The sequence below is a fragment of the Paraburkholderia tuberum STM678 genome, from assembly GCF_902833905.1.
GTDB classification, from domain to species: Bacteria; Pseudomonadota; Gammaproteobacteria; order Burkholderiales; family Burkholderiaceae; genus Paraburkholderia; species Paraburkholderia tuberum.
The window spans coordinates 1-21490 of sequence record NZ_CADFGP010000060.1 but is presented as its reverse complement, the minus strand read 5'-3'; the positions used below and the strand labels follow the sequence as shown (position 1 = coordinate 21490).

Sequence of the window (21490 nt, the reverse complement as noted above, 5' to 3'; positions counted from 1 at the left end):
GTGCCACCGCCAATCAGCGGCGCCAATCGACACCGACGAGCGCATCGCACCCCACGCATGATGCGTTCCCGGACACCCGCTCGCATCAGCGATCCGATACCTGGAGTAAACGGCTTCGCGTGCGCAATGCGTGCATCGCAGGTATGTTGTGTGTCGTGCGCGTACGTTGTGTCTTTTTCCGGAGCCTTGCTCGAGCCATGCCCACCGCCCCCATCGAATTCCATCAGGTCAGGAAAAGCTACGGCGAAAAAACGGTCGTCGACGGATTGTCGTTTCATGTGAACACCGGCGAATGCTTCGGGCTGCTCGGCCCCAACGGCGCCGGTAAGACCACGACATTGCGCATGCTGCTCGGCATTGCGGCGCCCGACGCCGGCGCGATCCGGCTGTGCGACGAGCCGATCCCGGGCCGCGCGCGCCTCGCGCGCTCGCGCGTCGGCGTGGTGCCGCAGTTCGACAACCTCGATCCCGATTTCACGGTGCGCGAAAATCTGCTCGTATTCGGTCGCTACTTCGGTATGAGCGCCGCGCAGTGTCGCGCGGCGGTGCCGGGTCTGCTCGAATTCGCTCGCCTCGAGAACAAGGCGGACGCGCGCGTGAGCGAACTGTCGGGCGGCATGAAGCGGCGCCTCACGCTCGCGCGCGCGCTGATCAACGATCCCGACGTGCTGATCATGGACGAGCCGACCACCGGTCTCGATCCGCAAGCACGCCATCTGATCTGGGAGCGGCTGCGCTCGCTGCTCGCGCGCGGCAAGACCATTCTGCTGACCACGCACTTCATGGAAGAAGCCGAACGGCTCTGTCATCGACTGTGCGTGATCGAGGAAGGCCGCAAGATCGCCGAAGGCGCGCCGCGCGAGTTGATCGAGTCCGAAATCGGCTGCGACGTGATCGAGATCTACGGCCCCGATCCGTTTGCGTTGCGCGACGAACTCGCGCCGCTCGCCGAGCGCACCGAGATCAGCGGCGAGACGCTGTTCTGTTATCTGAGCGACGCGCAGCCCGTGCATATGCGCCTCAAGCAGCGCGCCGATTTGCGCTATCTGCATCGGCCGGCGAATCTCGAGGATGTGTTTCTGCGGCTCACCGGTCGCGAAATGCAGGACTGAACCCATAGCGAGACACTTGATGGACGCACGTACTTACGAAACCCACGACGGCACGCCATCGGCGCAAGAACCGTTCGGTGCCTTCCCCGCCAATGCCACGAACTGGATCGCGGTGTGGCGCCGCAATTACCTGGTGTGGAAAAAGCTCGCGATCGCGTCGATGTTCGGCAACTTCGCCGATCCGATGATCTATCTGTTCGGTCTCGGCCTCGGGCTCGGGCTGATGGTCGGGCACGTCGACGGCGTGTCGTATATCTCGTTCCTCGCGGCGGGCACGGTGCCGTCGAGCGTGATGATGTCGGCGAGCTTCGAGTCGATGTATTCGGGCTTTTCGCGCATGCACGTGCAGCGCACGTGGGAAGCGATCATGCATACGCCGCTCACGCTCGGCGATATCGTGCTCGGCGAGGTGGTGTGGGCCGCCAGCAAATCGGTGTTGTCGGGTGTGGCGATCATGCTGGTGGCGGGCGCGCTTGGCTATGCGAGTTTTCCGTCGATGCTGCTCGCGCTGCCGGTCATCGTGCTGGCCGGTCTCGCGTTCGCGAGCCTCGCGATGATCGTGACGGCGCTCGCGCCGTCATACGACTTTTTCATGTTCTATCAGACGCTCGTGCTCACGCCGATGCTGCTGCTCTCCGGCGTGTTCTTTCCGATCTCGCAACTGCCCGGCGCCGCGCAAGCGGTGACTGCTGCGCTGCCCCTCGCCAATGCGGTCGATCTGATGCGCCCGGCGATGCTCGGTCGGCCGATGGAGCACGCGGCGCTCCATGTGAGCGTGCTGGCCGCTTATGCGATCGGCGGCTTCATCGTGTCGGCGATCCTGTTTCGGCGTCGCATGATGAAGTAAGCCGAGCGCGCGGGCGGCGCGTTGCGCCTGCACCCGCGCAAGACGACGCCGCGTCGGTCGTCGCACGGCGTGTTTGCTATCGTTGTGCGCGCTCAGTCCTCGTCATCGGTCCACGGAATGTCGACGTCGGAGATGAACGCGACCGTCGCGAACGGGCCGCCCTCGTGACGCCCGATCTTGCCATCGGCGCGCTGCCATTCCACCCGGAACACGGTGACCGGATCATCCGCGATCAGCCGCACCGTGCGCAATTCGTCGGGATCGGCGTCCTCGACCGGACCGTCGAGCGAAATCAGCAGCGCCTGTGGCCATAGACCATCGGCGGGATCGTAGATCTTGTCGCCGTCGTGAATCAGCGTGAAGGCTTCCACGCCGATGGTCGCCGACGCATCGACGATCATCTTGGCGAGCGCACGCAACAAGGCGGTCGCCCGCGCCGAGTTCGCCTGACGGATCGCGAGATCACCGCGCGTGAGAGCCTGCTCGAGTTTTGGATTGGTTTTCTGTTGCGCCATGGCTGTGTTGGTCCTATCGCTCTGTCGTGGGCAACGCGCCATCGGGACGACGCGCCGCGTTTCTATTTGGGTCCATCTATTGCCGCTTGTGTGCATTGCAGCATCGCGGGCTGGGCGGCAGATCCGCGGTTCGACTGTCATTGTTCCGCGTTTGCCCTGATCGTGGCGCGCACCATCAGGGTCGTTTTCTCAGGGCCGTCCTTGCCGTCCACCACAGTTTAGGTCGTGATTCGGATTCCGGGAGAACATTTGCCGCTTAGTGCGCGGCATGTGTCGCATTTCATGCATCGGCTCGCGGGCGCCGCGGCGTACGTTTACCGCGTCCACCGGCGACCTTCGACGCCTGCGCCCCGACCGGCTTCGCATCCGCGATCCGCGCGATCAGATGGTCGCGAAACGTGCGCACCGACGGGGGCAACTCGCGCCCCGCCATCGTCTGCACCTGGATGCTGCGCTGGCGCATCTGCGGGTCGGTGAGCGGAATCACGACGAAGCCGTCGTCGGCATAGCGGTCGCGCACCGACAGCAGCCCCGTGAACATGATCGCTCCGGACCGCTGCGCGTAGCGATAACTCGCGCCGCTGTTGTTGCAGATCAGGTCCGGCTCGAGGAGGATGCCTTCGAGCGCGCACGTGATGTCGATCAACTGGCGAATCGTGGTGCCCGTCTCCGACAACACGAGCGGATAGCGACTCACCTCGGCGAGCGACAGTTTCGCGCGCGCCGCAAGGGGATGATCGGCGCGCAGCAGCACGAACACCGGCGCGCGTTCGGTGTGCTCGACCTTCACGCCCTTCTCCGGCGCGAGGCTGAACGACAGCGCGATATCGACGTCACCGTCGCGCACGTGGCGAGTGGCGTCGGCCGGCGACATCACGGTCAGCGTGAAATCGATGCCGGGGCGCTCGGCGCGGAAATCCGCAATCGCGGTGGGCAGGAAGTCAACCGCAAAACCCTCGGCGGTCGCGATCTTGATCCGGCTGCCGTGCAAGCTCGCGAGGCCGCTAATCTCTTTCATCACGTGCTCGGCTTCGAGCAGGCTGCGTTGCGCGTACGCAAGCAGCCGCTCACCGGCCTCGGACAGCGTCATGCCGCGCGGACGCCGCTCGAACAGCGTCACGCCGAGCTCGCTTTCGAGCCGCACGATTTGCCGGCTGATCGCCGATACCGCGACGTGCAGCCGCTCGGACGCGTCGCTCAGCGAGCCGCCGCGCGCGACTTCGACGAAATAACGCAACGCGATGCCATGCAGTGAACGTGCCATCCTGGACGCCTCGATCGAATCAGTTGCAACGGTGCCATGGGTGGGCGGGTGCCGCGGTTCAAGCCGACGCGCGACGCTTTGCTTTTCCGGCAAGGCAAGCTTCGAAACATGATCATTGTGACAAAAATGGCGCGCTTCTAGAATCGGTCGCAATCACGTTGCAGACGATTCGCCTGAACGCCGCGCCGAGCATCGAGCCATCGAGCCTCGCGGCCCTCCGCCCCTTCACCCATCCCCCGCATCGGAGACATCGACATGAGCCGCAACCAGGCCATCGAGCTTGCCACCCGGCACTTCGAATCCGGCGCTTTTCTCGCCGATCTGAACCGTCGCGTCGGTTTTCGCACCGAAAGCCAGGAAAGCGATCGCGGCGCACTGCTGCTGTCCTATCTGACCGACGAAATCCAGCCCGAAGCGGAGCGCCTCGGCTTCAGCACGCGCATCGTCGATAACCCGGTCGATGGCTTCGGTCCGTTCCTGATCGCCAACCGTCACGAAGGCGATCATCTGCCGACCGTGCTGATCTACGGCCACGGCGACGTCGTGCGCGGCTACGACAGCCAGTGGCGCGCGCCGCTGACGCCGTGGGCGGTGACCGTGGAAGGCGAGCGCTGGTTCGGTCGCGGCACCGCCGACAACAAAGGCCAGCACTCGATCAACCTCGCCGCGCTCGCGAGCACGCTCGCCGCGCGCGACGGCAAACTCGGCTTCAACACGAAGCTGTTGATCGAGATGGGTGAGGAAACCGGCTCGCCGGGGCTCGACGCGATCTGCCATGCGCATCGCGACGAACTCGCCGCCGACGTGCTGATCGCCTCCGACGGTCCGCGTCTCGCAGCGCGTCGTCCGACCGTGTTTCTCGGCTCGCGCGGCGCGGTCAATTTCAGGCTGTCGCTGAACCTGCGCGACGGCGCGCATCACTCGGGCAACTGGGGCGGCTTGCTGCGCAATCCGGCGACGGTGCTCGCCAACGCGCTCGCGAGTCTCCTCGATGCGCGCGGCGTGATCGCAGTCGACGGCCTGCGTCCGCCGCCGATCCCCGAGACCGTGCGCCGCGCACTTGCCGACATCACGGTGGGCAACGGTCCGGGCGACCCCACCGTCGATGACAACTGGGGCGAGCCGGGTCTTTCCGCGCCCGAGCGCGTGTTCGGCTGGAACAGCTTCGAAGTGCTGGCCTTCAAGGCGGGCAATCCGGAGAACCCGGTCAACGCGATTCCGCCGTCGGCGTTCGCGGTCTGCCAGTTGCGTTTCGTGGTCGGCACCGATTGGGAAAACCTCGGCGAGCATCTGCGCGCGCATCTCGATGCGCACGGTTTTCAGCTGGTCGAAATCGACGTCGAACGCGGCGCGCCAGCCACGCGGCTGGATCCCGACGATCCGTGGGTCACGTGGGCGATCGCGTCGCTCGAAGCGACCACCGGCAAGAAGACCGCGCTGCTGCCGAATCTCGGCGGCACGCTGCCGAACGAGGTATTCGCCGACACGCTCGGACTGCCGACGATCTGGGTGCCGCATTCTTATCCGGCCTGCTCGCAGCATGCGCCGAACGAGCACCTTCTGGCTCCGGTGGTGCGCGAGGGCCTGCAGATGATGGCGGGACTGTTCTGGGATCTCGGCGAGAACTCGCCGCTTGCGGCGAAGCGCGAGACGGTGGATACGGCAAAGGCCGCGGGTTGAGTTCGGCCGACGCCAAGTGATTCGCTGCGCCTTGCGGCCGCCCCGGCAATCGACCGGGGCCACCGCGGCAAGCGCGTCGCGCTTACCTCGACATCAAGGCGCCGGATTCGGCTGCAGCTCGTGCAGCCTGTCGATTTCCGCCAGCACTTCCGGCGACAGCTTCACGTCCGCGCTGGCGATGTTTTCCTTCAATTGTTCGAGCGAGGTCGCGCCGATCAGATTGCTGGTCACGAATGGCCGGCTATTGACGAACGCGAGCGCGAATTGCGCGGGGGTCATGCCGTGGCGCTTCGCGAGCTCGACGTAACGCGTGGTCGCCTGCACGGCTTGCGGCTTGCTATAGCGCTGGAAGCGCTCGAACAGCGTGATGCGCGCGCCGGCAGGACGCGCGCCGCCTTCGTACTTGCCCGACAGCCAGCCGAACGCGAGCGGTGAATACGCGAGCAGACCGATGTTGTCGCGATGCGCGTACTCGGACAGACCCACTTCGTACGTGCGGTTCAACAGGCTGTACGGATTCTGGATGCTGACGATGCGCGGCAAGCCGAGTCTTTCGGCCGCGCGCAGAAACTGCGCGACGCCCCACGGCGTTTCGTTCGACACGCCGATATGGCGCACCTTGCCAGCCTTCACGAATTCGGCGAGTACCGTCAGCGTTTCCTCGATCGGCACCGTGTACGCGTCGTCGACCCACGGATACGACGGACGGCCGAACGTCATCGTGCTGCGATCGGGCCAGTGCAGCTGATACAGATCGACGTAGTCCGTTTGCAGACGTTCGAGGCTGCCGTTGAGCGCCTCGGTCAGGTTCTTGCGATCGAACTGGTTGCCCTCGCCGCGAATATGACGCGGATTGTGCGGCTGACGCGCGGGGCCCGCGATCTTGGTGGCGAGCACGATCTTCTCGCGCGCGCTCTGGTGCTGCGCGAGCCACGTGCCGATGTAGCGCTCCGTCGAGCCTTGCGTTTCGGCGCGCGGCGGCACCGGATACATTTCCGCGGTGTCGATCAGGTTCACGCCGTGATCGAGCGCGTAGTCGATCTGCGCGTGCGCTTCCTGCTCGGTGTTCTGCTCGCCCCACGTCATCGTGCCGAGACCAATCAGGCTAACCTGCACGTCGGAGTCGCCGAGTCTGCGGTATTCCATCTAACTTGTCCTGTTGAAGAGGTGAACGGAAAGCGCAGACGTTATCACGCCGGCGCATTACCTGCAGCAAGGCTAGAATGCGGGGCCATGCGTTGCAGCGCGCCGCCTGGTGCTTGCGCGTTGCGCGCTTTGCGCTCTCGATGCGCGTTTCATCATGACCTCGTTGCCATGAATCACGAACACCTCGAATTGCTGGTCACGCGCGTGATGCCCTACGGGAAATATAAAGGCCGCGTGATCGCCGACCTGCCCGGCCACTATCTGAACTGGTTCGCGAGCCAGGGCTTTCCGCCCGGCGAGATTGGCCGTCTGCTCGCGTTGATGCACGAGATCGATCACAACGGTTTGAAACCGCTGCTCGGCCCCTTGCGCAAACCGAAGCGCCTGGAGCGTTGAGACCGTCGCCGTGAAAGCGTTGCCAGACCGGCTGAAAGTCGCGGCGCAGGCAAACTGCAAGCAATGTAGGACAGTACAAATTCATACAGGTTTTTTCTTGCGGATCGCGTTTGCGTGGCCTTTAATCGGCATAGGTCGTCGCGCTGTGAAACGTCGAGAGTGAAGCGGATCAGTCGTCATTCGCTGAACGATTTCGATGTGTTCCGGCGCCGTGCGATCCCCCCGCCTTCGTGACTCCCTGCATGTCCATGTCGCAATTCAGCCTGTCGGCGTTGCTCGAATTCATCGGCCACGATCTGTCGCCGGTGCGCGCGGTCATCCTGTTCTTCGTGATCGGCTACGTCGTGGTCGGACTGCCTGTGCATTTTCGCCAGGGCGCCGCCTCGCGCGACATCTGGGGCACGGCCGCCGGCGTGACGATGGCCGCGATCTACGCGGCGTTCATTGCCGGCGTGTACCCGTGGCTGCATCACGTATCGGTGATCGCGCGTTGAGCGTCGGCCGCCGTCAGGTCGGGCCGAGACCTTCCCATAGCGGTTCACGCAATTCGCCTCGCGGCTGCCAGCGCCGCATCGACGTTCGATACAACGGTCGGCGCATCTGTGCGGAACTCGCGGTACTGACACTCCGCATCGTCTCGCGAAATGCGAGGCAACGTTCGTCTCACTCGAGCCCGCAATGCGCGAGCATGCGACGCCCGTTCGCCTCGCAAGCGTCGACCAGCTCCTCGTGCTCGATCTCGATCATCACGCCCGCGGGTAGAACGCGCCGCCAGCGCGTTATCAACGCATCGTACGCGCGCTGACAGCGGCCCGGCTCGCCGAGGTGGCAGCCGAACGACACGTCGTAAAAATGCGCGAGAAAATCGATAGACAGGTCTGTAATCGCGACGGCGGCCATGATCGATGCGCGCGTTCGGCAGCGCGAGATGAACGAGGCCGACGTTGATGAAGTTGAACGGGTATTGGTCGGCAAAGCGCGCGAGCGGGCCAAGCGATTCCGCCTCGTTGTCGCGCATGCCCCTGGCGATACAGCACGTTGCCTTTGAGCAGATGATCGAACGGGGCGGGCACGCGAATCGCTTCCGACTTAAACGACGAATCGTCCGATGGAAGTTAGCAGCCACGCCCTTCAGTAACGTATCAGATCGTTAACGAAGTGTTACCGCAACGCCGCTCGGTAATACGCGAGAAGATTGGCGAAACGGTCGAGCGTCGCGGCAACGGCTCGCGTGGTCGAAGCCCCGAGCGCGCACCGCCGCGCCGGCGCGGGTAACGCTCGGACACAAACGCGGCTGAACTCCGTTGCGCGCGGTTTTTCTGAGGTTTACGTGAAGGAGAAAATCGTGACCAGGCTCATTGCATCGATGACGCTGCTAGCGGCCGCGGCAGCGAGCATCACTGGATGCGTCGTCGCGCCGCCTGCGGACTACGGCTATGCGCAACCCTACTATCCCTACGCGTATGGACCGCCTTACTACGGACCGGTGTACGGCTCGGTTGGTATCTATGGCGGTTTCGGAGGGTCGTGCTGCTATTACGGACATGGGTATTGGCACGGGCGCGGCGGATGGCATGGCGGTGGCGGGCACGGCGGGCACGACGGATGGCATGGCGGGGACGGCGGATGGCACGGTGGCGGATACGGCGGCATGCACGGCGGCGGCAGCTCGTGGAGCAGTGGCGGCGGGACGGGGGGACATGGACATTAAGGCATTGACGCATTGACGCATTGACGCATTGACGCATTGACGCATTGACGCATTGACGCATTGACGCATTGACGAACCGGTGCCCGCCTCTGTCGCGACAGTGATATGGCTCCAGCGCCCGGCGGCTTCTGGCCTTGCGGTAAAATTATTGTTTTGATTCAAGCCGCCTGGCCGCTCCATGTCTTTACCTCGCACTCCCAGCCCCCGCCGCGTGTCCGTTGCCCCGATGATGGATTGGAACGACGAATTACCGAAACGAACCGACAGAAAAGGCGGGCGGCGATTGGCCAGACAGTTGCGTAGCACTGGCGTAGCACGGGGAAAGCAGCGGATGTTGTTACGTTCAACGCAACTCAAAACAGAAAAATGTCGAGCCCACCACAAGTTGCAATCGAGTCAATCAGATCCGTGCATCTCACGATGAGTTTTTCCGGTCAGTCTCTGTCGACTGGAACCGGATTTTTTGTGCGTAGCGGGAGCGGGAGAATATGTCTTATCACGAACCGTCACAACGTCACGGGGCGTGACCAAAACACGGGGAACACACTTTCGCCTACCCTCGCGATTCCGGACGCGCTCACGATTCGAATGCCAATTTTGGGCGCCGTACCACCGAACTATGGGACAGGCGCGGCCGGAGGGCAACAGGTGAACTGGGCGGATATCAACTTGAATCTGCTCGTAGATAACGAGCCGCAGTGGGTCGAGCATCCTGCGCTCGGCGAACGAGCGGACTTCGTCGCGATCCCGATTAACGGTGCTCCCGCAGACGAGCAGTTGCTCTATGAAATGGTCACGCCTATTGATAGCCAAATTCTGCTCCTCCCGACCGATCACGTTTCGATCATCGGTTTTCCGCTTGGCCTGGCAGCCGGGGAGAATCTCGCCATCTGGGTCAACGGTACGGTCGCTTCGGACCCAGACGTCAGCTACAACGAACTGCCAGTGATGTTGGTCGATTGCAGGGGACGACCCGGTCAATCCGGATCACCGGTCATTGCATTCCGCTCCGGCGGCATGGTGAAGTTCCGTAGCGGGAATACCGCCGTGATGAATGGGCCGGTCAGCAACTTCATTGGTATCTACAGCGGACGCATCCACAAGGATTCAGACATAGGGATGGTCTGGAAAGCGGAAGCGATCCAACAACTTCTGGCCACGATCTGACTTTTCGGGGAAGCGTGCCTAACGCGGCTTTCGTACGCCCGTTCGCCGGGCTCGCGCGGCTCGTCGCCGATGAACCGCCGGCTGATCATCTTGCAATTGAGCGAGGTCGGCTCCTGCGCGATCGTCCGGTTGCAGAAATGCAAGGTTGCGACGACGGCGAAATACTCTGCGTCGTACCGCTTCATGCCGCCATCCGATGCTCGAGTACGGCCGATCGCGATCATCTAGGACGGCGTGCAACATTGCCAGATTTGCCGGATCAGGACTCAACCACGCGTCGATGTTCTCGGGCTTGATCGGAACGATGCATCGGTCATCACCTGTTGCCGAGACTTCCGGGCGGCCGCTCGTCGGCGACCGCACACGACCCAACCCGGCCGCTCTCAGTGCGTGCAGGTGAATGTCGGCTATTATGAATCAAGGGCCGTCCGCAGTTCATTGGACTGAGGGCCGGCCCTCTCAAACAATCCGAGCGCGACTTTTCGCAAGCGGAAACTTTGCTTCGGCGAACTCTGCCGCTTTCAGCGCGCCGCGGAGAAGTGTATGGCGAGAACATCTAGCAAAAAAGTCGCTACCGCCTCGGTAAAAAGGTTACTTAGCATTCGGCGCTTTCGAAGAGCGAGTTCGAAGGACTCTAGCTGGACGGCGGACTCGGTTCTTCGGCACCCGCTGCTACTGGTTGTTGTTGGTTTTCTCCTAACTGCTCTTGTTGGCGGGTGGTTAACGACCCGACGAGAAGCGCACGAGAAGACGATGGAACAGCAAGAGCGGTCTTTGAACGAAGCTATAACTATTGTGCGCGGCCTAGCGGCTGACTACGCTGCTTACGAAGTACGCGGGGATCTGTTGGTGCGGGCGATGAAAAGAGGAGCAAGCCGTACCGAGTTAATCACGCTAAAACGTGATTTTGACGAGAGCTATGCAAACCTGAAGGTTTCAGCTTTTACGACGGGGCAGAAAATCGCAAATATTTATCCCTCCAGCGGTGAGGACGCCATCGTTTCAGAATACGGGGAACTCGGGCAGATGATGGAGCATACTACCGCTTGCATAGATGCCGCCTACGAAACTGGCAAAGTCTTCAACGCCGATCAGCCGTCGGGTTTATACGCGTGCAGATTTCCTAGCACTTCCTTCCCCAGCTCGCTCCAGGTGGCGATGGACGAGCTTTCGAATTGCAGCTCTTTATTCCTACTCAGCTTGGGTGTAGCCCTCGACAGGTTTCCCGCTTCGCCGTGGCAAAGAGCTGCCGAAGCAAATAAAGTATTTAAAACAGCGCCTTTTGGCTGTTCAAAAAAATTAATCGTTCATGGATTTCCAATGCCCAAATAGGGCTCGATATCTGCGAACGCTGTTCGGAGCGGACTTTCGGACGTCAGCGGATGGGCGCGGGCCAACGACCGAAAGTGGCCGCCTCCTGCCGCTGGACCGCCTTCCATCCTAGGCGCACGGTCGATGGTTACACCCGCACCGGTGCCCCGTCACGCCGCCAATCGATGCTCGTAGTACGGCCGCTCCCGATCGTCCAGAATCGCATGGAGCGCGGCGAGATTCGCCGGATCGGGGTTCAGCCACGCGTCGACGTTCTCGTGTTTGATCGGCACGATGCACCGGTCGTGGCCCGCCGCAGCAACTTCGGGCGGCGGCTCGTCTGTGATCGCTGCAAACGACAGCAGGTCAGGTTCGCCGGGCGCCGTCCAGCGCGACCACAGACACGCAACGAGCATTTCGCCGCCGGCGCGCGGCCGGAATTCAAGGACGACGTTTTCATCTTGCTCGCCCTGCTTCAGTTCGCGCCCCTCCATCTTTGCCCGGCTGACGTTCTCATAGAACGCAGACACGATCATCACGCCATGCGAGTAACCGAATAGCTGCTTCCAGAAGCCTTCGAGATTGTCGCGGCGCGCGTTGTAGGTGCCGGGATACTTCGTGTCATAGAACTTCGGCTTGCCCGCGGGCCGACACTGATACCGCATTGGCTTGATGACCCGATGCCCGTCCTCGATCACCATGACGGGCGCATACCCGCCCGGGAAAATCCGGGAATCACGATCCATCAGTTCGACCCGCCGGATGTCGTCCAGGCGTCGCCGGGCCGCGTCGATCTTGTCCGTCGCGATGCGCCTGCTTTCCATGGCCGCCTTGGTGGTTTTGGTTTGGAGCGTTCGCTCAGCGTCCGCGAGCCGTTCGCGCTGCCTGAACAACTCCTGCTCAACCGCTGCCGTCTGCTCCATATTGAATTGGTCGATCAGCGCTTTGATTTCGCGCTCGATTTCGTTTTTCGGGTCGGCAAATGCCGCGTCGACCGCCTTGGGAATCTTGACCTTCTTATTCTTCGAGCGCTCCCAGTACAACTGCGCGAACTCGCGGAGGCTGACGTCCGCGCCAAACTCCTTCACATACTTGCGATAGTCCGCTTCTATCTGTGCCGAGTAGCACATAGCGCCACCTCTTTTTTGAGATGACATCTATGATACCGCCGTGAACCGTCGATATACTGTGTTTTTATACAGTGTTTCGTCGTGACCCAGTTTCGATATCCTGACGCCGCGACCGACCACCACTGCCGTCTTTGTGAGCATTGGGGCGGCGACGTCGCAGGCGGAGCACATGCCCTATGTCTGTGGCACGGGCAGAAGCAGGTTCAAGCTCAGCCAGAGAGCGGATGCGTGCATTGGATACGAGCGATCGGATCAGACGATGACATCGAAGAGCGTCCACGTCGACGCTAGCTGGGAGCGGAATTTCTGCCCTGCGCGAAAAGCAGCGCGAAGATTTCGGAGTTGTCCGACAGCCCGCCACGGGCAAATCTAAGAGCCTTCATTGGCGGGCCGCTTCCCCTGGGTCCGCTTTGTCAGATTGGCATCTTTCCGCCGCCCCTGTCCGGGCGGCGGTTTTTTATTTTTTCGGCGAATTTCTGGGCCGATAGCGACCCCAAGCGGTCAATGGCGCTGCTTTAGAGCAGCCACTCAGCAAGAGCGTTGGTCAACCGTAACTTCGGATAGCATAGTAGCGATTCACGACTCTGCCTTTCTGGCAGTTCGGAGGGGAAATGAGAAAGATTCCTGTTGTGATGAAAGATGGCATGGGAAGACCGGACTGGCCGGAGGGAGAAGCATGGCCGCCGCTCGATGAAAACATCGTCGGCGTTGTTTGCAACGGCAAGGAATACATCATTTACGAAGAGGGCGACGATCTGCCGCCTCAACTGAAGACCTCCGTCCGGTTCTTGCGAGACATTCCTGACGACACGGTCGTGTGGCGATATATGCAGGACGACCGTTTTCTAGACCTTCTTAAGAAGCAAGCCATTTACTTCACACCTGGCTACAAATTGCGAAGAGGCGAGGACTATGAGTTGCGCGTTCCAGTACGTTTGGCGGAGACAGAAGCAGCGTACCGGGGGGAACTGTTGTCTTCTTGGATCAGCGATAGCGACGAGCTAGCTCGCCGACTCGCGGCGGAGGAATGGTCCGACGACGCAAAGTACCTCTGCATGAAAGGTATCTCATGCTGGCATGTGAATCCCGTGGAAAATCACGCCATGTGGCAGATCTACGTCGGGAAGGAAAGGTCCGGCGTAGCTATTAAATCGACTGTTGGTAGGTTGAAACGAGCAATCGACACCCGCAAGCGTTACGTGCATGCGGACATGGTCACGTACATTGACTACTCCGACGGCACCTACGAGCGGCACCCCAGCGCGACTGGCTACGAGCGCATTTATAGCAAGTCTCATTTTTATCGCTTTGAGAACGAGCTACGCATAGTTTACGACTATCCAGGATTCGCCTGGGAATACGATGACCCTCAGCAGCGACAAGCTCTACTCAAAGAAAGACCCCCGGCTCGTTTTGCACACACGGATCTCAGTCACTTTCTAACTAACTTTCCGTACGTACCGGTCAATTTGCACGAGCTGATTTTAGAAGTTGTTGTGAGGGGCGTTGGCAGTTCGACATATTTAGATGAAGTTAAGGCGATTGCGAAGCAGTATCTTTCTCCTGACACGACTATCGTAGCGTCAGCCGTTTACAAATGGCCGAATGACGATCTTGTTCCGTTTCATTACGACCCAACCCACTTTTCTCAGCAAGATAACAATGTGAAAAAAGTGCGTCATCCGTCTAACCCTGTCGTCGTACTTTCATCTTCTGCAATTAAAACAAGTACAACAAGTCGCTAGCGAACGAAATCGAATACCCAGAACGGCATGACTGTCGACAATTTCGGCGGGGACGTCGACCGTCCGTTCCTGGCCGGCATCGGCCACCGCATTGGCCATCGATCCCAGAGATACCGGACCAACGGTTTTTCATCGGCTGCTTCCAAGACACAGCCGCCACTCGCTCCATCGAGTTGTCCGGCGAGTCACCGGCCCTTGCTATCCAGACGGAAGGTACGCGCCTTGGTCGGCTACGCATGCGCGTCGGGGCTGCCATCGGATGACTTGCGACGTTGGGTATCCAGCCGGATAAACTCCCTGCCTTTCCCGGTAACCCAAAGATGCAGTCGATGTGCCGCCAGTCGCATTTCTGAAAGGCGCATGTAAAGAAATGGTGGTCGCGGAAATCGTGATCTAGGATCCAGTACGGCTCCGCTCTGTCTAAACAGCTCAAACAGATTTTCTATCGCAGCGGCTTGAATGTTCTTTTTGTTTATCGTTGCATACGCAATCTCATTGGAAAATCCAATGTGCGCGTGCGCAAAATCGATTTTTCCTCGCTGGACAATCGGCGCATCGTTTATTATAAACTGATTTGTGCCGTCGTCGGACCTGATATTCTGAAGAGCGTTGGCATTAAAGCTTTGAACCCCAACAGCAATCCGGCCCGCTTTTCCAAGCAGTATGTCGAATACAAAGAAGTTAAGGCGACGGGGCGACGAATAGCATTGTCGCGATACCGACTGTTCGCACGCAATCAGGTGCTTCTTCTGAAACCCTTTGATGCTGTACTTACCGTTTTCCCAATTCATCGGCTCAACCACGGCAAGCAGGATTTCTTCCCCTCCCCTCACTTCCCCTAGTGATACCGTTGGATAATCCGGTTTTTGATTGTTGTTTGCGTCCGTCATCGTTTAACGACTCACGCACCAAGATAATCTTTCAAATCCTGGGGAATCCCACCTCCCGCAATAGCCGTATTTTGTCCCGGTACGAAGGACCCGTTCCGAAAATATGTATAACCGTAATCGTTGTCACCCTCAAACATTGCGGTTGCTTTCTTCGTGCCGTCTCGCCACTCAAGCGTTACCATCCCATCAAACGCTATGCTTGGCTGCGGCAATGGAATCTCGGGGGGGAGCTCGCTGATAAATACAAGTGCCTCGGGCACAGCGGCAAACAACTGTTTTTCGGCTTCCTCATCCTCAAGTCCTTCTAGACTTAGGAAGCGGATAATGGACCGTTCAAGCAGGAGTTTTTCTCGGGCTCTATCGGTAGGCCGTGTTTCAATGACAATTTCGGCGACGTCGGCGGCTCCAGCAGCATTAGGTTTCACAATGGAAAAAATCGAGCCGTGTAGATCGGTACCAAATGACCACTTCAAGTCAAATGGTACTAGTTGACCAATCTGAACGGGAAATTCAAATTGTTCCGCTTTGCCCAAATCCGGCGAGAGAGCCGAAATGACGCTAGTCAGTGGAAAAGAATTCCGGTAAGCGATTGGTGTCATTTTCTTTCCTCAGGTTGCATTAGATCGATCAGCTCTGCTTTGCCAAGTGAAAGGAATGTCTTGCGCGCCAAAGAATGCGCATCTTCGAACCACTGCATTATGTGGCCGTGTTCTGTTACGCCGTTTTTCTCAATAGACAGTTGGAGTACGCAGCCAGGAGTCTGGTTGATCTGTGCTTCTGCCACTTGAACTACAACATGTGAGTCTCGGGGTTCCGCCACGGGTAGCCGCGTTTGAAAATTAGTGGCGATAACATCTGCGGCGGCTCCGATGCTTTCAATAAAGCGATCGGGCAGAACGGATTTCAATCCCAAATACTTCGACGTAAATTGCGCATACGTTTGGAAGTCGTGCTTGTCAGTAAACGCATTGATATATTTCAGCTGAAGCGATTTCAGCCTAAGAAATCGGTTTGGTGTAGGAAATGACTCCAAGAGTGCACTGACAGCCGAGGCCACGGCGGGCTGAAAGTCGGGCCACCCGGTGTAGGGTTGACCGGCCATGTTCACCGTGAATAGACCAGGCCCGAGCTGCACCTTCGGCCAAGTATCGGCGGTTGGTGCGAACCTGACGACAGGTTGCCAGGCCAGAAATTGACGTGGCACTTGTGGTGGTGCGAGCTCTTGGGATTGCGGAAATCCTGCCGCGATCAATCGTGGTGCAAGGTCGGCGCGTACCACATCGAAGAACGGATCAATTCCGCCAACAGCAGGCATTGCAACCGCGGTCAGTTCCCAGTGGAGTTCGCATATCACCTCCACAAGGGAGGGATTCTTATAAATGGTTCCCATTAGGGTTCGCTTAGCGTGCCAGTACGTTGTTTACGCAAGGATATCAGGAAAGCTCGTAGGGCAGTCGCGTTCGGTGGACGCGCACTGCCGTTCGTCTCGCCCAGCTCCGCGGAGGTCGGCCGTGTCGATGTGACCGGATCACGGTTCAAAGTTGATGAAGATCGAGAGCAGGCGAAGCGGCGAGCGATGGCGGTTGGTGTAGCTAAAGTACGCCGGCGGCCAATCGGAATGATCTCACTCGACCTTGGGTAGCCTTGTATTTGCGACCGGCGGCTATGGCGCATGACGCGACGCGTTGGTCCGTGAACGGCCGGTAACTGCACGAAGCCGACGCCCCACTGCCCGAAGTACGCCAACGGCCAAGGACCGTTCATGGCCGGCATCGGCCACTTCCTTGGCCATCGATCCCAGAAATGAGGATAGAGCGCCTGCACTAGACGTCGCTAACGGACCCCACACACGCGCAGTGCTTCACGCGCGTAATCCTGCATTGCGGTCAGCTTCCGGATTGCGCGGTCGCCGTCGCTGGTGATGCCGAGAAGCGCGTCAGCAGTCGGTCCGTCAAGTTCGGCTGTTCCGGTTCCATCAGTTCCGCCGGCGGCGGCGCCAGCACCGGGCATGCCACCGCCACCGGCTGAAGCGGTGCAACTGGCAGTTGCGACGCGCAGCCGGACATCGCCAGCACGCACATCGGCGCGAAGAGTATCAATCGTCTTTTGAGCATTGGTTTGTTCCGTTCGGTAGGTTTGTTCGACTGCGGCGACAGCCGACGCCGCGCGCACGGTTTCTGCGAGCGCGGCGTCGGCCGCCGAGGCGGCCATATCGGAGATCGCTCTCAGTTCGGCCTCGTGTTGCTGCCGAGCGTTCGCAAGATCAGTCCCAGCGCTGGCGATCTGCGCGCCGAGCCGCCATTGCTGCACCATGCCGGCGACACAGCAGCCGAGCACAAAGGCCGCGATAAGTGCTTTCCAGTTCAACTGTCCCCCTCGCCCCGATCGTCCGGAAGCTTGCCGATGTACTTGTGCACAACGGCCTCAAGCACTACTTGCCCGCAAATGCCTAGCGCCGAAGCGATGCCGACCAGGCCCGTCGCCGGAAGATCCGGAAAGACAGTCAGCGTGGCCCCGGCGCTCATGGACAGGCCCGCACCGATAATGATCCGCCCGGCCACAACCCGCACCTCGAAGCGTTCGCCGCTCAACAGCCACTTGGCGAAACCGATCACCGCCCCCACACCGAACAGCGTCAAGAGCTCCTTTTCGTGTTCGTTCAGTTGCATCAAGCCTCCTCTGCATTCCGATATGCAACCCCGGCGTCGACAGCCTGCCGATGGAAATCTGGCCACGACTCCGGCCGTGGCTTGCCGGGCCGCCACGTCCGCAGGTAGAGCGCCCACGCGCCAGCCGTATCATCGGCCGCCGGCAGCTTCGACGGGTCCGTGAAGAGGAGCAGCCGCGCGACACCAGCGGCAAGCACATCGTCGTGCTCGAGCGCCCCGTAGATCGCGACCGGATCGAACGCGACATGACGTGCCTCGCACAGCACGTTCAGCCAGTAGCGGCTCGCATCGTGCAGGTAGACGCCCCACACGCCGCCGCGCGACTTCGCCGTGCCCTGCTCGAACTGCCACAGGCCGCGGGCTGGACCACCGTTCATCTGCCGCCGGGCCGTGAAATGGCTCTCCTGCAGCCCGATTGCCGTCAGCATGACGCGAGCGGGCTGCGAGTCCATCGCAGACGGCAGGATGGCAAGGGCGGGCGCAACGGCGCTCCTGATAACTTCGTCTAGTGACACTGCTGTTCTCCGCAAATAGAAACGGCCGCACGCGGCGGCCGTAAACGAAAAAACCCGCCGAAGCGGGTGTGGTGATTGATTTACTGCGTCAATTACTTGCCAGTATGTGCGCCAACCGAGTCAAACCCTTCGGCGTTACGCGCACCTGCTCGACCAGCTTCTCGGAACCATCTGAGCGCGATACTTCGGTTACCTTGTGCTCAAGAAATCCGGCCTGTACCTTCTCCTGATAGCCGAGCCACGATGAAGTACCTGCCCGGCGGTATATCCAGTGAATCTGCTGCAGCCATGCGAAGAACCGCTTCGGCGACTCCTGAAGTGCCTTTGCCGCGTCGGTAACGCACAGCGAACCGTTCGCCGTCGCGATACGCTCCAGCGCCTCGACCTTCGGCGCCTGCTCAGCGACCTTGCTCTCCAGTACGAGCACCTTCTCGGTATAGGTCAGCAGCAAGCCGCGCATTGCCGCCGGGTCGCCCAGCATCTGCATGGGATCAACCGCCTTCGCGCGGCGCTCGCACTCGATGAAATAGTCGCGAACCTGCTTGCCCTTCGCGCAGCGCGACATCATGGCAACGTGCTTGGCGCACTCCAGCGTCAACGCGTACTCGATGCGAGGACGCGTGGAGTTTTCCCCTTTCAGGGGGAATACTTCAAAATCAATACCTTGCGCGAACATCTCGCCAAGCTGCACCTTGATCCAATCGCTGAAGTCCTTCGATACCTCGAGGAACGAATGCAGATCACGCGCATTGACCGTCTGCACATGCTCGTCGCCGATCGTGCGGCTCACCACCGTGATAAGTTCGTTCATTGCACGCCCTGGTTGTAATCGGCGACACGAGCATCCCACTCGCCGTTATCGAGGCTTTGCAGCGCCGCATTGAGCGCCCTGCGCAATACCTCTTTCGAAACGGAAAAGCTGCCGTAGATGCCCGCTTCGAGGCGACCGTTGCGGTGGCGCGAAAGGATGAACTCGCCCGGCTCTGTTTCCTGCGCCTCAAGCCGCTCGCGCTCGCACCGGCGCAGGCGCGCTTCTATGAAGCGCGAAACGGTTTTGGGGTAGCGCCCGCGCCACGATTGGCGGACGGGTTCGCGCGCGGCCGTGGGCAGTGCGATGACGTTGGCAAAACCGGCCTGGCCGACGAGTGTGATATTCTTCGTTTGCATTAAGCATTGTTCCTTTGTCAAGGGTTCACTGCATCTGACGCCTGACCGGCTGCAACCGGTCGGGCGTTTTCTTTTTCCAGGCTCGCAATCAGCCTGACGTTGATCTCATTGTTCAACGAGCGGAAATTCCGCTGCGCTTCGTTCGTCAACCGCTCCTTCACGGCTCGATTGAGCCGAAGCTGAAACCCCGCGACTTCAGTGTTTCGCATCCCAAGTCCTCCTTCATTGATTGGAACCATCATCATAGTATCCAATTGATATGATATCAAGTACGTATCATAGAGAAAATATCAAATGGCTAGTATCTTCGCGGGCATGAGCAAAGACACCAAGCCACCCAGCCGAACTGCAGACCAGTTCGTCGTTCGCTTCCCCGACGGCATGCGCGACCAGATAGCGGCTGCCGCAAAAGCGAACAATCGTTCAATGAACGCAGAGATAACTTCTCGCCTCGCACAGTCGCTCACTAACGAAGCGGAGACGGAACCTCTCGATCCGTATAGACCCGATTTCCCAGGGGTCAGCGTTGTACTGGATTCGCGCGGCTATCCAATTTCTTGGGACGAAATCACGGAACACCTCCGGGCGATCCGTAAAGGCCTGAACGTCGACGTCATCTCGATGCACACATCAGTGATCACGCCCGACCTCGCGAGTAGCTCGAAACGTGCACAGGCGTCTCACGATTTGGCGAATTACTACGCGGAGGAACTGCGGCGCCTTGACGACAGCGAATCCGCCAAAATTGGCCCGCGGAAGATATCGAAAAAATCTGGTCCGAAGGCAAAAACCTGACCTTCAGTGTTTCGCATCCCGAGTCCTCCTCCAAGTTGATGCCAAGTTGGCATAAAGGAAATGTAGTTCCAACTCGGAATCATGTCAAGTCGGCATCATCGAAAATATTCCGAGTCGGCACTATGATCCCGCCATGGACAAAAAACCCTATCCCAGCGAGACCCAGGAACGATTCATCGTTCGCCTTCCCGACGGCATGCGCGACAAGATCGCTGCCGCTGCGAAGGCGAGCGGGCGGTCAATGAACGCGGAGATCGTTGCTCGGCTTCAAGAGTCGTTTGAGTTAACGGACGACGTCAATCGAGGCAGCGCTCTGACGCTGCCCACCGGGTTAATCAAGAAAATCGGCGAACAGGTCGAGGCCTCCGTCAAACAAGCCCTGCGTGAGCACCCGGCTGAAACGACGAAAGCGCGCCGCGTCGAGGCTGATTTCGTCGGCCCCCGACGCACGGGCGCACACAGGAAGACCAACCGATAGCCCATTGCTCAGGTAACGTTCGACGAGCGCGCCTTCCGTAAGCGAAAAAACCGCCCGAAGGCGGTTGAAAGAACGCGGGCTCTATGCCCACACGCGCAATGGCGCTTTCGGTGGATCGATCACAAACTCGGCGAGCCGAGCGCGCTCACCGTCGGATAGCGGCCGGCTCATGCGCAGGTTCGCGTGCCAACCCGGTAACGTGGTGGCCACATCTCCCCTATCCTTGAAAAGGACGAGCTCGCCAATCATGTCCAGTTGCATACCGTCGCACGATACGTACTCACCGCCCCCAAGCGGCTCGATCAACTGCGCCGCAAGCAAAGCCTTGCGCAGTTCGTCAGCATTCGGCGCGCGCAGGTAGTAATCATGGAAGGTCATGTCAGCCTCGTTAAGTCGGAGAGTGTTGCGTCGTCGAACCGGCGCGGCCAGTACTTAGCCTCACGTGCCCAGATACTCGAGATAGACGTGCCGCGCCTTGAACCGATCGACATCTGTGTGATCGTCACTGGAACCGGGCGCATGGCAATCGATGCCCCGCCGTTGATCGAGGTCGACGCAACACTCCAGTCTCCGGACCATGCGATCGCAACCCGAACCCTGTCGCCCTCACCCGCGGTTACGCCGAGCGATGTCGCGTTGTTGCCGATATACGACCACATCGCCCCGGTACCGACTGCCTTGTAGATGCTGACTCCGATGTTGGTGCCATCGTCCAGCGAGATCAGGCACGCACTGCTCGCGGTCGCGACACCAACGATCACGGCATCGATGAGCAGCGTGCCGTCGCCGGGTTTGAAAAAGTCCAGGTTGCTTGTGGTCAGCCGGTCGAGGGCGCGCGTCGCGGCCGCTGAAGTCGTCGGAATATGGCTCGTCGCAAATCCGGCCTGCTCAAGTCGCGAGCCTCCGTGATACAACCCGGATACCCCATCACCCGGATAAGTGATCGAGTCGC

28 protein-coding genes and 1 pseudogene are annotated in these 21490 nt (G+C 60.0%); 12 read left to right on the top strand and 17 right to left on the bottom strand.

What is annotated here, in order from left to right; translation table 11 throughout:
- Nucleotides 1-197: 197 nt before the first annotated feature.
- On the top strand, nt 198-1112 hold the full coding sequence (gene nodI / locus HWY30_RS33710; protein ID WP_090804529.1) for a nodulation factor ABC transporter ATP-binding protein NodI: 915 nt from the start codon (nt 198-200) through the stop codon (nt 1110-1112).
- Between the two features lie 19 nt (nt 1113-1131).
- Nucleotides 1132-1959 carry an ABC transporter permease gene (locus HWY30_RS33705; RefSeq protein ID WP_090804527.1) on the top strand — a complete coding sequence of 276 codons (828 nt, stop codon included), beginning with the start codon at nt 1132-1134 and terminating at the stop codon, nt 1957-1959.
- Nucleotides 1960-2051: 92 nt separating this feature from the next.
- Here the strand turns inward: HWY30_RS33705 and HWY30_RS33700 are convergent, their stop codons facing one another.
- Both HWY30_RS33700 and HWY30_RS33695 read right to left on the bottom strand, forming a co-directional pair.
- On the bottom strand, nt 2052-2474 hold the full coding sequence (locus HWY30_RS33700; RefSeq protein WP_090804526.1) for a hypothetical protein: 423 nt from the start codon (nt 2472-2474) through the stop codon (nt 2052-2054).
- A gap of 280 nt (nt 2475-2754) precedes the next feature.
- Entirely contained in the window at nt 2755-3738 is a 984-nt protein-coding gene (locus HWY30_RS33695; protein WP_090804524.1) for a LysR family transcriptional regulator, read from the bottom strand.
- A gap of 255 nt (nt 3739-3993) precedes the next feature.
- On the opposite strand from HWY30_RS33695, the gene HWY30_RS33690 reads away from it, so the two are divergent.
- Entirely contained in the window at nt 3994-5418 is a 1425-nt protein-coding gene (locus HWY30_RS33690) for a M20 family metallopeptidase (protein WP_090804522.1), read from the top strand.
- A gap of 93 nt (nt 5419-5511) precedes the next feature.
- Here HWY30_RS33690 and HWY30_RS33685 read toward each other — a convergent pair whose 3' ends face one another.
- Nucleotides 5512-6564: an NADP(H)-dependent aldo-keto reductase gene (locus HWY30_RS33685; protein WP_090804520.1), complete on the bottom strand. Its 1053-nt coding sequence runs from the start codon at nt 6562-6564 to the stop codon at nt 5512-5514.
- A gap of 168 nt (nt 6565-6732) precedes the next feature.
- On the opposite strand from HWY30_RS33685, the gene HWY30_RS33680 reads away from it, so the two are divergent.
- Entirely contained in the window at nt 6733-6960 is a 228-nt protein-coding gene (locus tag HWY30_RS33680) for a DUF3820 family protein (protein WP_090804518.1), read from the top strand.
- A gap of 248 nt (nt 6961-7208) precedes the next feature.
- Nucleotides 7209-7454, top strand: coding sequence for a hypothetical protein (locus tag HWY30_RS33675; protein ID WP_018418199.1), 246 nt, complete (start codon nt 7209-7211; stop codon nt 7452-7454).
- A 169-nt stretch (nt 7455-7623) separates the two neighbouring features.
- On the opposite strand, the gene HWY30_RS33670 is transcribed toward HWY30_RS33675, so the two are convergent.
- On the bottom strand, nt 7624-7860 hold the full coding sequence (locus tag HWY30_RS33670; RefSeq protein WP_090804516.1) for a hypothetical protein: 237 nt from the start codon (nt 7858-7860) through the stop codon (nt 7624-7626).
- Here HWY30_RS33670 and HWY30_RS33665 point away from each other — a divergent pair.
- From HWY30_RS33665 to HWY30_RS33655, 3 genes are all read left to right on the top strand, one after another.
- On the top strand, nt 7859-8008 hold the full coding sequence (locus HWY30_RS33665; RefSeq protein WP_167368649.1) for a hypothetical protein: 150 nt from the start codon (nt 7859-7861) through the stop codon (nt 8006-8008). The genes HWY30_RS33670 and HWY30_RS33665 overlap by 2 nt on opposite strands.
- Nucleotides 8009-8305: 297 nt before the next feature.
- Nucleotides 8306-8671, top strand: coding sequence for a hypothetical protein (locus tag HWY30_RS33660; RefSeq protein ID WP_090805738.1), 366 nt, complete (start codon nt 8306-8308; stop codon nt 8669-8671).
- A 366-nt stretch (nt 8672-9037) separates the two neighbouring features.
- Nucleotides 9038-9838 (top strand): trypsin-like peptidase domain-containing protein, encoded by an 801-nt coding sequence (locus HWY30_RS33655; protein WP_090804514.1) that lies wholly within the window; start codon nt 9038-9040, stop codon nt 9836-9838.
- Between the two features lie 181 nt (nt 9839-10019).
- Here the strand turns inward: HWY30_RS33655 and HWY30_RS42055 are convergent.
- A pseudogene (locus HWY30_RS42055) lies at nt 10020-10177 on the bottom strand (SOS response-associated peptidase family protein); the annotation flags it as partial.
- A 414-nt stretch (nt 10178-10591) separates the two neighbouring features.
- Between HWY30_RS42055 and HWY30_RS33650 the strand changes: the two are divergent.
- Entirely contained in the window at nt 10592-11170 is a 579-nt protein-coding gene (locus HWY30_RS33650) for a hypothetical protein (RefSeq protein ID WP_090804512.1), read from the top strand.
- 149 nt (nt 11171-11319) lie between these two features.
- Here HWY30_RS33650 and HWY30_RS33645 read toward each other — a convergent pair whose 3' ends face one another.
- Nucleotides 11320-12279, bottom strand: coding sequence for an SOS response-associated peptidase family protein (locus HWY30_RS33645; protein ID WP_090804510.1), 960 nt, complete (start codon nt 12277-12279; stop codon nt 11320-11322).
- Between the two features lie 611 nt (nt 12280-12890).
- Here HWY30_RS33645 and HWY30_RS33640 point away from each other — a divergent pair.
- Nucleotides 12891-14024 carry a hypothetical protein gene (locus HWY30_RS33640; protein WP_090804508.1) on the top strand — a complete coding sequence of 378 codons (1134 nt, stop codon included), beginning with the start codon at nt 12891-12893 and terminating at the stop codon, nt 14022-14024.
- 230 nt (nt 14025-14254) lie between these two features.
- Here HWY30_RS33640 and HWY30_RS33635 read toward each other — a convergent pair whose 3' ends face one another.
- The 9 genes from HWY30_RS33635 to HWY30_RS33595 form a co-directional block, all read right to left on the bottom strand.
- Nucleotides 14255-14914 (bottom strand): hypothetical protein, encoded by a 660-nt coding sequence (locus HWY30_RS33635; protein WP_143037167.1) that lies wholly within the window; start codon nt 14912-14914, stop codon nt 14255-14257.
- Nucleotides 14915-14925: 11 nt separating this feature from the next.
- Nucleotides 14926-15513 carry a hypothetical protein gene (locus HWY30_RS33630; RefSeq protein ID WP_090804504.1) on the bottom strand — a complete coding sequence of 196 codons (588 nt, stop codon included), beginning with the start codon at nt 15511-15513 and terminating at the stop codon, nt 14926-14928.
- On the bottom strand, nt 15510-16304 hold the full coding sequence (locus HWY30_RS33625) for a TIGR04255 family protein (protein WP_090804502.1): 795 nt from the start codon (nt 16302-16304) through the stop codon (nt 15510-15512). Before HWY30_RS33625 ends, HWY30_RS33630 begins: the two co-directional genes overlap by 4 nt.
- Nucleotides 16305-16747: 443 nt before the next feature.
- Nucleotides 16748-17281 (bottom strand): lysis system i-spanin subunit Rz, encoded by a 534-nt coding sequence (locus tag HWY30_RS33620; protein ID WP_143037166.1) that lies wholly within the window; start codon nt 17279-17281, stop codon nt 16748-16750.
- Complete coding sequence (locus HWY30_RS33615; RefSeq protein WP_090804500.1) at nt 17278-17583, bottom strand: phage holin family protein; 306 nt, start codon at nt 17581-17583, stop codon at nt 17278-17280. Before HWY30_RS33615 ends, HWY30_RS33620 begins: the two co-directional genes overlap by 4 nt.
- Nucleotides 17583-18098, bottom strand: a complete 516-nt coding sequence (locus HWY30_RS33610; RefSeq protein WP_090804498.1) for a hypothetical protein — start codon at nt 18096-18098, stop codon at nt 17583-17585. The genes HWY30_RS33615 and HWY30_RS33610 overlap by 1 nt, the downstream gene beginning before the upstream one ends.
- Before the next feature lie 88 nt (nt 18099-18186).
- Nucleotides 18187-18888: a phage antirepressor KilAC domain-containing protein gene (locus HWY30_RS33605; protein WP_208524349.1), complete on the bottom strand. Its 702-nt coding sequence runs from the start codon at nt 18886-18888 to the stop codon at nt 18187-18189.
- Between the two features lie 17 nt (nt 18889-18905).
- On the bottom strand, nt 18906-19286 hold the full coding sequence (locus tag HWY30_RS33600; protein ID WP_143037165.1) for a hypothetical protein: 381 nt from the start codon (nt 19284-19286) through the stop codon (nt 18906-18908).
- The gene (locus HWY30_RS33595) at nt 19283-19474 is read right to left on the bottom strand and encodes an Arc family DNA-binding protein (protein WP_167368647.1); all 192 of its coding nucleotides are present in this window, start codon (nt 19472-19474) and stop codon (nt 19283-19285) included. Before HWY30_RS33595 ends, HWY30_RS33600 begins: the two co-directional genes overlap by 4 nt.
- 85 nt (nt 19475-19559) lie before the next feature.
- On the opposite strand from HWY30_RS33595, the gene HWY30_RS42560 reads away from it, so the two are divergent.
- Together HWY30_RS42560 and HWY30_RS33585 are read left to right on the top strand one after the other, a co-directional pair.
- Complete coding sequence (locus HWY30_RS42560; RefSeq protein ID WP_279613316.1) at nt 19560-20060, top strand: Arc family DNA-binding protein; 501 nt, start codon at nt 19560-19562, stop codon at nt 20058-20060.
- 133 nt (nt 20061-20193) lie between these two features.
- Nucleotides 20194-20538, top strand: a complete 345-nt coding sequence (locus HWY30_RS33585; RefSeq protein WP_090804490.1) for an Arc family DNA-binding protein — start codon at nt 20194-20196, stop codon at nt 20536-20538.
- Nucleotides 20539-20619: 81 nt separating this feature from the next.
- On the opposite strand, the gene HWY30_RS33580 is transcribed toward HWY30_RS33585, so the two are convergent.
- Both HWY30_RS33580 and HWY30_RS33575 read right to left on the bottom strand, forming a co-directional pair.
- A complete protein-coding gene (locus tag HWY30_RS33580) occupies nt 20620-20916 on the bottom strand; it encodes a hypothetical protein (RefSeq protein ID WP_090804488.1) in 297 nt (98 codons plus the stop codon).
- Nucleotides 20913-21490: hypothetical protein (locus HWY30_RS33575; RefSeq protein ID WP_208524348.1), on the bottom strand; the 578-nt coding region annotated here is incomplete at its 5' end. The genes HWY30_RS33575 and HWY30_RS33580, both read right to left, overlap by 4 nt.